Below are 8,750 nucleotides of genomic sequence, written 5' to 3'. Positions count from 1 at the left end.
CGGGGGTTTTGTTTTTTTTTTTTCTACCCGCGGGCGCGCGGCGGGGGTGCGGGGGGGGTCCGGCCCCCCCCCCGGGCCCCCCCCCGCCGCTCGGCTCGCCTTGTCCTGTCGTTCCGCCCGTCCGTACACTAGCCCTTCGGCCCGTTCCCCGCGGTAGGACGCACATGCATCAGGTGATGTTCCACTTCCCGTTCATCGACAAGCCGCTGTTCGGGTTCGGCGCGATGCTCCTGGTGTCGTTCTTCGTCGTCATCTACTGGGGCAAGTGGCGGATCCCGAAGGTCGGGCTGCCGTGGGACCGGTTCCAGGACATGTCGATGCTCCTGCTCGCCACCGGCATCGCCGGGGCACGGGTCGTGTACATGATCCAGTACTCCGACCAATTCCCGGACAAGTCGGTCCTCGGCCTCGCCCTCGCGTTCATCTCGATCTGGGACGGCGGGATCGTCTTCTACGGCTCGATCTTCGGCGGGTTCCTCGGCTACCTGTTCTTCCGCGAGTTCGTCGTGAAGCGGCTCGGCGTCAACGGGTGGCAGCTGGCCGACGGCGTCGCACCGATGCTCGCCATCGGCATGGCCATCGGCCGCGTCGGGTGCTACCTGAACGGCTGCTGCTGGGGCCAGGTCGCCGTCCCGGAGGCGCAGCCGATGCCGCTGCCCGCGGAGACGGGCCAGTTCCCGCTCATCCCGGCCCACGCCCGCAAGCAGGTGACGTGGCCGGCCGACGAGGATTCCCGGCTGCCGCAACTCCACGGCCTTCAGACGACGACCGGCTTCTCGATCAAGCCGCGGAACGAGATGCCGCTGTCCGACACGCGGTCCGTCATCGCGGCCGTCGAACCCGGCACGGCAGCCGAACGGTCCGGGTTGCAGCCGGGCGACAAGGTCGTCGAGTTCAACGGGAAGCCGAACCGGTTCCTCGTCGAAGTCGTCGGCGCGCCGGACGCGCTGGCGAAGGCCCAGGAACTAACAAAACTCGACGGCGCGACCGCGACGGTCGTGGACCGGCCGGGGAAGTCGTCAGCACTGTTGATCGAGACCGACGACCCGGCCCACCTGCCGGTCATCCCGGCGAAGCTCGCGCCGCTGTTCCAGAAGCTCGGCGTCACCGTCCACGACAGCTTCGGCGAGTACGTCCGCACCGGGCCGCTCGGCCAGGCGGAACTCGCCCTCGTCGTCGAGCGGAACGGCCAACGCATGCCCGTCACGTTTACGCCGCGGACGGTCACGTTCTTCCCGACGCAACTGTACGAGACGATCAGCATGGTCCTACTCGTGCTTTTGCTGCTCGCGTTCCAGCCGTTCCGCCGGCACGACGGGCAGGTGATGGTGCTGCTCATGCTCGGGTACGCGGTCCACCGGTTCCTCAACGAGGCCATCCGCATCGAGCCGACGTACCGGTTCGGGCTGACGCTCTCGCAGTGGATCAGCGTCGGCATCTTCCTCGCCGGCGTCGGGCTGGAGCTTTACCTCCGGCGGACGCAGCCGAAGCTGCCGCCCGGCCCGCTCCCTCTGGGGTACGGGGCGCGACTGAAGCCGGAACCACCCGAGCCTAAGGCGGCGTATAATTCCACGGTCCCGACCCCTGTAACCTGAGCGTGGAATGAGTTCGACCGAGTTATCGTTCGGCAACGAGACGTGGCGGGTGGAAGTCCCGGCCGAGAAGCGGGTCGAACTCCGTCGGCAGGACGCAGCGGCCTCGCAGCTGTCGATGCACGATCAGGTCCGCGACGCCCTCGAAAAGCCGTTCCGGTTTGAACCCCTCCGCCGGGCACTGACGCCGGACGACCGCGTCGTCATCGTCGTAGACGAAACGCTCCCAAACGTGGCGGAAGCGGTGACCGCGATCCTCGAGCACCTCGCGACGGCGAAGATTCCTTCCGAGGCCGTGACGCTGCTGACGCTGCCCGGCGCGCAGGCGTCCGGCTGGATCGACGAACTGCCGGACGAGTTCGCGGACGTGCGAACCGAGGTCCACGACCCGGCCGACCGCAAGAAGCTGGCCTACCTCGCGACGACGAAGGGCGGGCGGCGCGTCTACCTGAACCGCACGTTTCTCGAAGCCGACTTCACGATCCTTCTCACCGGCCGCCGGTACGACCCGATCTTCGGCTACGCCGGCGCGGAAACGACCGTCTTCCCGCTGCTCAGCGACGAGGAAACGCGGTCCGTCCACCGCACGATCCAACGGCGGGGCGTGGCGACCGACCCGGAGGCGGTCGAGGTCGCCGGGCTGATCGGCTCGGCGTTCTTCGTCCAGGTCATTGATGATGGGGCGAAGGCGCTCGCCGTCGTCGGCGGGTTGCAGTACAGCACGGCGGAAGGCGCGAGTCGGCAGGACGCCCACTGGCGGGCCGACGTGGCCGAGCGGCCGGACACGGTCGTTGCGGTCGTGAGCGATCCCCGCGCGACGTTCGCCGACGTGGCGATGGCCGTGTTCAACGTCACCCGCGCCGTGCCGCCGGGCGGCCGGATCGTGGTCGTCGCGCCGCCGGTGGCGCTCGACGGCGAGGGCGTGACCATCCTCCGCCGGCACGACGAACCAACGGACGCGATCAAGGCGCTGGCGAAGGCGAAACCGGCCGACTGGGTGGCGTGCCACCTATGGGCGAAGGCCGCGACGCGGACCCGCCTCTTCCTCGCGAACGTGGACGACGACACGGCCGAGGAACTGTTCGCCACCCGCGTCGGCAACGACCGCGAGTTGCAGCGGCTCATCGACGCGGCCGAGCGGGTCGCCGTCGTCCCGGCCGCCGACCGAACCCTGTTGATGGTGGACCGATGAACCCCGCCGAGTACCGCGCCGCGACGACGGCCGCCGCCCTGTTCGACCGCTCGACCGCCGGCAAGGTCGAGGCGTCCGGCCCGGACGCGCCGGCGTTCTTGACGAACCTGAGCACCAACGACCTCCGCGAGTTGCCGCTCGGCGGCGGGTGCGAGACGTACTTCCTCGACCACAAGGCAAAGACCCTGTTCCAGTGCTGGGCGTACCACGTCCTGACGCCGGACAAGCGGCACGCGATCTGGCTGGAGACGACCCCCGGCCGCGGGGCGAAGCTATTCGGCCACCTGGACCGCTACCTGATTTCCGAGGCGGTCGAGTTGCTCGACGCGACGGAGAAATTCGCGCAGTTCCACCTCGCCGGGCCGAAGTCGCTCGGGTTCCTCGAAATCGCGCTCGCGGACAAGCTGCCGCGGCTCGACGAGTTCCAGCACATGGAGCGGACGTTCGGCAACATCGCGACGTGCTCGATCCGCCGTCACGACCGGCTCGGGCTGTTGGGATTTGACCTCGTTTGTTCGCCGGACCACGTGGAAGGAATCCGTCAGATGCTGATCGCGGCCGGGGCGACGGTCGCCGGGCCGGATGTGTACGAGACGCTCCGCGTCGAGGCCGGCACGCCGGAGTACGGCCCGGACATCGACGAGACGCGGTTCGTCATGGAGATCGCCCGCGTCGAGCGGGCGGTGGACTACAAGAAGGGCTGCTTCATCGGTCAAGAGCCGATCATCATGGCCCGCGACCGGGCCGGGTTCGTGAACCGCGCGTTCCTTCAGATGAAGGTGAACGGCGACGCACCGCTCCCCGCCGGCACGAAGCTGCTCCGCGACGGGCAGGAGGTCGGCGTCGTCACGTCGTCGGTCGCGTCGCCGAAGTTCGGCGGCACGATCGCGCTCGGCTACGTCCGCCGCGGCCACCAGGACGCGGGGCTGACGCTCGACGCGGCGGGGCAGGGGACGGTTGAATTGCTCCCGCGAATCTGACCCCCGCGTGCCGCTTCGCCTACACTGTGCTGCATCCATCACCCTCCTCCCAGGATCGCGGCCGTGAACCGATTTCTCTATGCGGCGTTCGCCCTCACCCTCTTCACTTCCCTCGCGCTTGCCGACGAGCCGAAGAAGGAGGAGTGGCGGCAACTCTTCAACGGCAAGGACCTCGACGGGTGGACGCCGAAGATCAAGGGGTACGCCTACGGCGACAATCACGCCGACACGTTCCGCGTGGCCGACGGCGCGATCCGGGTCCGGTACGACAAGTACGAGAAGTTCGACGAGAACTTCGGCCACCTGTTCTACAAGGAGAAGTTCTCCCACTACCGGCTCCGCGTCGAGTACCGGTTCGTCGGCGACCAGGTGAAGAACGGCCCCGGCTGGGCGTTCCGCAACAGCGGCGTCATGTTACACTGCCAGGACCCGAAGGCGATGGACAAGGACCAGAAGTTCCCCGTGTCCGTCGAGGCGCAGCTCCTCGGCGGCAGCGGAAAGGGCGACCGCACCACCGGCAACATGTGCTCGCCCGGCACGAACATCGTGCTCGACGGCAAGCTGTTCACGCCGCACTGCCGGAACTCGAAGTCGAAGACGTTCCACGGCGACCAGTGGGTGACGTTCGAGCTAGAGGTCCACGGCTCCGGCAAGGTCAAGCACGTCATCAACGGCGAGACGGTGATGGAGTACGAGCAGCCGCAACTCGACCCGAAGGACGCCGACGCGAAGAAAGTCATCAAGGACGAGAAGGACCTGCTGCTGACCGAGGGCTACATCTCGTTGCAGTCGGAAAGTCACCCGGTCGAGTTCCGAAAGGTGGAGATTCTCGTGCTGACGAAGTAAACTGTAGGCACGCCGGTCGGCCCACCCACGGGCCGCCCGGTCCCGCCGCCGAGGGTTGTCATGCGACCCGTCCTGTTGGGTTCGATCCTCTTTCTGGCCGCGACCGCGAACGCGGCCGACTACGCCCGCGACATCAAGCCGATCCTCCGCGAGCGGTGCTACGCCTGCCACGGGGCGCTCGCGCAGAAGGGCAAGCTCCGCCTCGATAGCGGGAAGCACGTCCTTAAGGTCGTCACGCCGAAGAAGCCGGGCGAGAGTACGCTGCTGGATCGCATCACGGCGGCCGACGAGTCGGAGCGGATGCCGCCGGAAGGCGTGCCACTGACGCCGGAGCAGATCGCGGCGTTCAAGGCGTGGATCTCCGAAGGCGCGACGTTCCCGGCCGACGATCAGGAAGAGGCCGACCCGCGCGACCACTGGGCCTTTCGCCCGCCGGTTCGCCCCACGGTTCCCGCGACGAAGATCGAATCGACGAACCCCATCGACCACTTCCTCGCGGACGAGTGGGGGAAGCGGAAGCTGAAGCCGCAACCGCCCGCCGACAAGCGAATCCTTCTCCGGCGACTCTACCTCGACCTCATCGGCCTGCCCCCGACGCTGGAGCAGATCGCCGCGTTCGAGAAAGACTCTTCGCCGAATGCTTACGAGAAGGTCGTCGATCAACTGCTCGCGTCACCACGCTACGGCGAGCGGTGGGGCCGACACTTCCTCGACGTGTGGCGGTACTCCGACTGGTGGGGCCTCGGCGCGGAGGTCCGCAACAGCCAGAAGCACATGTGGCACTGGCGGGACTGGGTGATCGAGTCGTTCAACGCCGACAAAGGCTACGACCAAATGGTCCGCGAACTGCTCGCGGCCGACGAACTCTACCCGAACGACCTCGACAAGCTCCGGGCCACCGGCTACCTCGCCCGGCAGTACTTCCGGTTCAACCGCAACTCGTGGCTGGACGAGACGGTCGAGCACACGGCGAAGGCGTTCCTCGGCCTGACGTGGAACTGCGCCCGCTGCCACGACCACAAGTACGACCCGATCAAGCAGGACGACTACTACCGACTGCGGGCGTTCTTCGAGCCGTACCAGGTGCGGACGGAGATGCTGCCGGGCGAGACCGACTTCGAGAAGGACGGCCTACCGCGGGCGTTCGACTGCAACGCCGACGCGCCGACGTACAAGTTCGTCCGCGGGGACGACAAGCAACCGCTGACGGACAGGCCCGTCGCGCCGGCCCTGCCGACGTTCCTCGCGGCGAACGGGTTGAACATCCAGGCGGTGAAGCTGCCGGCCGAGGCGGTGACGCCGCAGTTGCGGCCGCACGTTCTCGAAAACTACTTGGCCCGTGCGAAGGCGGACGGCCCGGCCGCGGAGAAGGCGATCCGGGCGCGGGCCGAGGCCGACCGCGCGAAGGCAAGCGGTTCCCCGGCCGAAGCGAAGGCGGCCGCGATTCGCGCGGCGAAAGCGGAAAAAGAACTGGCCGTCGTGCTGGCCGAGCGGGCACTGAAGCAGGCGGACGAGGTTCTGGCGAAGGCCGTCGGTACGAAACGGATCGGGCCGGGCATCAAGAGCAGCCGCGCCCGCGAGGCGTTAGAGAAGGCCCGCGCCGCCGTGGAAAAGCCGGGCGAGGCGTACACGCCACTCGTCGGGGCGAACAAGACGGCGGAATCGAACGTGGAGCCGGAGGCGTCGCGCACGAAGCCGTTCCCGGCGACGAGCACCGGCCGCCGGTCGGCGCTCGCGAACTGGATCGCGGCCCGCGACAACCCGCTGACGGCCCGCGTACTGGTCAACCACGTCTGGGCCCGGCACTTCGGCCGGCCGCTCGTCGCCACCGTTTTCGACTTCGGCCGCAAGGGGCAACGGCCGACGTACCCGGCCCTCCTCGACTGGCTCGCGGTCGAGTTCATGGAGCAGGGGTGGTCCGTCAAACACCTGCACTGGATCATCGTCACGTCGGCCGCGTACCGCCGCAGTTCCAGCAACGCGGCGGCGGACCCGGCGACCGCCGCCAGCGACCCGGAGAACCGCTACCTCTGGCGGCAGAACCCGCTCCGCATGGACGCCCCGACGGTGCGGGACAGCCTGCTCCACCTCGCCGGCGACCTCGACCTGACGCCCGGCGGCGTGGCCGTGCCGCCGGCGCAGCAGCCGACGAGCCGACGGCGGAGTGTGTACTTCTTCCAGTCGCACAACGAGCACGACAAGTTCCTGACGATCTTCGACGACGCGAACGTGCTGGAGTGCTACCGCCGGTCCGAGAGCATCGTGCCGCAGCAGGCGCTCGCCCTGTCGAACAGCTCGTTCGCGATGTCGCAGGCCGTGAAGATCGCGACGAAGCTGACGGCGAAGTCGGACGCGGAATTCGTGGCCGCGGGCTTCGCGCTGATTTTGGGGAGCGTGCCGACGGCCGACGAGCGCACCGCGTGCGAGCAGGCGCTGAACGAGTTCCGAAAACTGGCGAGTGGTACGGCCGACGAGAAGGCGAAGCGTGCCCGGCTCTTGCTCGTGCAGTCGCTGCTAAACCACAACGACTTCGTGACGATCCGCTGAAATGAATTAACTACGAAACACACGAAAAGACACGAAAGGAAGACAGAAAACAAAAACTTGTTCTTGTTTTCCTTTCGTGTCTTTTCGTGTGTTTCGTGGTTAACACGGTTTTCGTTTGAAGGGTTTGCCATGCTCCGCCGCCGCTTCCTCTCCTCGTCGTGCCTCGGGTTCGGCGGCCTCGCGCTCGCCGCCATGCTCCACCGCGACGGGTACGCTTCCGACGGCAAGTGGTCGCCGCCGGACGGCAAGCCGCACTTCGCCCCGAAGGCGAAGTCCGTCATCTGGCTTTTCATGAACGGCGGCGTGAGCCACCTCGAAACGTTCGACCCAAAGCCGGAGCTGAACAAGTACGCCGGGAAGTCGATCGGGCAGACGCCGTACAAGGACGCGCAGAACCCGGAGAAGCTGAAGCTCGCCCGCGTCACCGTCGTGAACGACGCGAACGGCCAGCAGCGGAACGTCCTCTACCCGCTCCAGGTCGGGTTCAAGAAGTACGGCCAGTGCGGCATGGAGGTCAGCGACTGGCTGCCGCACCTCGGGGCGTGCGCGGACGACCTCGCGGTCGTGCGGTCGATGTACACGACGGACGACAACCACGGGGCGCAGACGCAGTTCCATTCCGGCCGCCACATGCTCGACGGCGAATTCCCGACGCTCGGCGCGTGGGTCCACTACGGCCTCGGCAGCCTGAACCAGAACCTGCCGCAGTTCGTCAGCGTCGGCAAGCGGGAGTACTGGAACATCAAGGACGGCCACTACCTCGGCCCGGCCCACGACGCCGTGCCGATCCGCATCGACCCGAAGAACCCGCTCGACTACGGCAAGCCGGAGCTGCCGCTGGCGGACGCGGAGCAGCGGGCCGGGTTCGAGTTGGTTAACAAGCTGAACAAGCTCCGCGGCGAGCAGTACCCGAACGACGCGGCACTGGAAGCGCGGATCAAGTCTTACGAGCTGGCGTTCCGGATGCAAAAGTCGCTGCCCGAGGTGCTGGACTTCTCGAAGGAGACGGCCGAGACGAAGAAGCTGTACGGCATCGACGAGCCGGCGACGAAGGATTTCGGGTCGCAGATGCTCGCGGCCCGGCGGCTGGTCGAGCGGGGCGTGCGGTTCGTGCAGGTGCAGCACGGGGCCGGCGGGGCCGGGGTCTGGGACGCGCACGGCGGGCTGAAGGCGAACCATTCCGCGAACTGCAAGGCCGTCGATAAGCCGATCGCCGGGTTGATCCAGGACTTGAAGCGGACGGGGCTATTGAAGGAAACGCTGGTGGTGTTCGCGAGCGAGTTCGGCCGCACGCCGGGGACGCAGGGGAGCGACGGCCGCGACCACCACATCTACGGATTCAGCGTGGCGATGGCCGGCGGCGGGCTGAAGGGCGGCGTCGTCCACGGGGCGACGGACGAGATCGGGTTCCATGCCGTGGAAGACCGGCACTACGTGACGGACGTTCACGCGACGATCCTGAAGCAGCTCGGCCTCGACTCGCGGAAGCTGGAAGTGCCCGGCCGCAAGCGGCTCGACGTGGACCACGGCGAGCCGATCAAGGCGATCATCACATAGTAGTAGGCACACTCCGTGTGCCGTTTGCTGTCGGCC

At 67.5% G+C, this 8,750-nt stretch carries 6 protein-coding genes; all 6 read left to right on the top strand.

Annotated elements, in window-relative coordinates:
• The first annotated feature begins 164 nt into the window (after window positions 1-164).
• The 6 genes from AC5JJ2_RS14540 to AC5JJ2_RS14515 all read left to right on the top strand — a co-directional run bounded on the left by AC5JJ2_RS14540 (window position 165) and on the right by AC5JJ2_RS14515 (window position 8,714).
• Complete coding sequence (locus AC5JJ2_RS14540; RefSeq protein ID WP_495858726.1) at window positions 165-1,595, top strand: prolipoprotein diacylglyceryl transferase family protein; 1,431 nt, start codon at window positions 165-167, stop codon at window positions 1,593-1,595.
• Between the two features lie 7 nt (window positions 1,596-1,602).
• Window positions 1,603-2,784, top strand: coding sequence for a lactate racemase domain-containing protein (locus AC5JJ2_RS14535; protein ID WP_495858725.1), 1,182 nt, complete (start codon window positions 1,603-1,605; stop codon window positions 2,782-2,784).
• A complete protein-coding gene (locus tag AC5JJ2_RS14530; RefSeq protein ID WP_495858724.1) occupies window positions 2,781-3,764 on the top strand; it encodes a YgfZ/GcvT domain-containing protein in 984 nt (327 codons plus the stop codon). Before AC5JJ2_RS14535 ends, AC5JJ2_RS14530 begins: the two co-directional genes overlap by 4 nt.
• Window positions 3,765-3,827: 63 nt before the next feature.
• Complete coding sequence (locus tag AC5JJ2_RS14525) at window positions 3,828-4,610, top strand: 3-keto-disaccharide hydrolase (RefSeq protein ID WP_495858723.1); 783 nt, start codon at window positions 3,828-3,830, stop codon at window positions 4,608-4,610.
• A 60-nt stretch (window positions 4,611-4,670) separates the two neighbouring features.
• Window positions 4,671-7,157 carry a PSD1 and planctomycete cytochrome C domain-containing protein gene (locus AC5JJ2_RS14520; protein ID WP_495858722.1) on the top strand — a complete coding sequence of 829 codons (2,487 nt, stop codon included), beginning with the start codon at window positions 4,671-4,673 and terminating at the stop codon, window positions 7,155-7,157.
• 129 nt (window positions 7,158-7,286) lie between these two features.
• The gene (locus AC5JJ2_RS14515) at window positions 7,287-8,714 is read left to right on the top strand and encodes a DUF1501 domain-containing protein (protein WP_495858721.1); all 1,428 of its coding nucleotides are present in this window, start codon (window positions 7,287-7,289) and stop codon (window positions 8,712-8,714) included.
• Window positions 8,715-8,750: the final 36 nt, after the last annotated feature.

It is taken from the genome of Limnoglobus sp., assembly GCF_059499385.1.
This window is presented reverse-complemented; position numbering and strand designations above follow the sequence as displayed.

Excerpts from the sequence above, each read along its gene's own strand:
- AC5JJ2_RS14515 (WP_495858721.1), top strand. The coding sequence starts at position 7,287 with ATGCTCCGCCGCCGCTTCCTCTCCTCGTCGTGCCTCGGGTTCGGCGGC.
- AC5JJ2_RS14530 (WP_495858724.1), top strand. The coding sequence starts at position 2,781 with ATGAACCCCGCCGAGTACCGCGCCGCGACGACGGCCGCCGCCCTGTTC.
- AC5JJ2_RS14540 (WP_495858726.1), top strand. The coding sequence starts at position 165 with ATGCATCAGGTGATGTTCCACTTCCCGTTCATCGACAAGCCGCTGTTC.
- AC5JJ2_RS14520 (WP_495858722.1), top strand. The coding sequence starts at position 4,671 with ATGCGACCCGTCCTGTTGGGTTCGATCCTCTTTCTGGCCGCGACCGCG.
- AC5JJ2_RS14535 (WP_495858725.1), top strand. The coding sequence starts at position 1,603 with ATGAGTTCGACCGAGTTATCGTTCGGCAACGAGACGTGGCGGGTGGAA.